General features: G+C 72.4%; 2 protein-coding genes. Both read right to left on the bottom strand.

Annotated features, from left to right (window positions below):
* The coding region (locus G3I71_RS44840) for a DEAD/DEAH box helicase family protein (RefSeq protein ID WP_164324643.1) at positions 1 to 329 on the bottom strand (329 nt) is incomplete at its 3' end.
* A 66-nt stretch (positions 330 to 395) separates the two neighbouring features.
* Positions 396 to 901 (bottom strand): hypothetical protein (locus G3I71_RS44835; RefSeq protein WP_203733010.1); only part of this gene is annotated, 506 nt, incomplete at its 5' end.

Below are 901 nucleotides of genomic sequence, written 5' to 3'. Positions count from 1 at the left end.
TACGCCTCGGGCTGGTAGTAGTCGTAGTACGAGACGAAGTACTCGACGGCGTTGTTCGGGAGCAGCTCACGGAACTCCGTGGCGAGCTGCGCCGCGAGGGTCTTGTTGGGCGCCATGACGAGCGTGGGGCGCTGCAGCCACTCGATGAGCCACGCGGTTGTCGCGGACTTGCCGGTGCCGGTCGCGCCGAGCAGCACGACGTCCTTCTCGCCCGCCTGCACGCGCTCGGCGAGCTCGGCGATCGCGGTCGGCTGGTCGCCGCTCGGGGTGTACTCGGACACCACCTCGAACGGCGCGACGGTCCGCTGCAGGTCGGTCACGGGGCGCATGCGACCACCGTACGTCGGGCCACCGACAACGACCCCGCGAGGGCCCGCCCGAGGGGCCCGTCCGCCTCAGGTGCCGCTGAACGACACCGAGGCCGCGGGGTCCGCCTCCTTGAGCAGCTTCGCGTAGCCGTCCATGAACGCGCGGTACGTCGAGAAGCCCGCGACCTTGCGCTTCGAGACCGGCAGGAGCGCGCTCACGCCCGACGAGCGCGTCACGTAGCTCGTGATGAGCGTCCGCACCGTCACGCGGCCCACGGCCCGGTCGACCTCGGCGTCGAAGAACAGCACCGGCTCGGTGCCGTCGCGCGTCATGTCGCGGACGGCGAACGAGACCTTGCTCGACCCGCGCTCCCCCGTCCGCAGCCAGCCGGACGGGTCGTCGACCGCCGCGGCCGCCTTCACCGCCAGATCGAGGACCTGGGTCGCCGACAGCGCCCCCGTCGCGACCGAGACGGACGCCTTCGACTGCAGCGGGCGCGCCTCCCACCCGTTCGTGCCGACCGACTGGAGCGCCATCGTTCCTCCGGCTGCTGTTCCCCTGACGGGCCGCCGCAGCGGCCCCCGGACGCGTC

This window comes from Streptomyces sp. SID12501 (assembly GCF_010550245.1).
In the GTDB taxonomy this organism is placed as follows: domain Bacteria; phylum Actinomycetota; class Actinomycetes; order Streptomycetales; family Streptomycetaceae; genus Streptomyces.
This window is presented reverse-complemented; position numbering and strand designations above follow the sequence as displayed.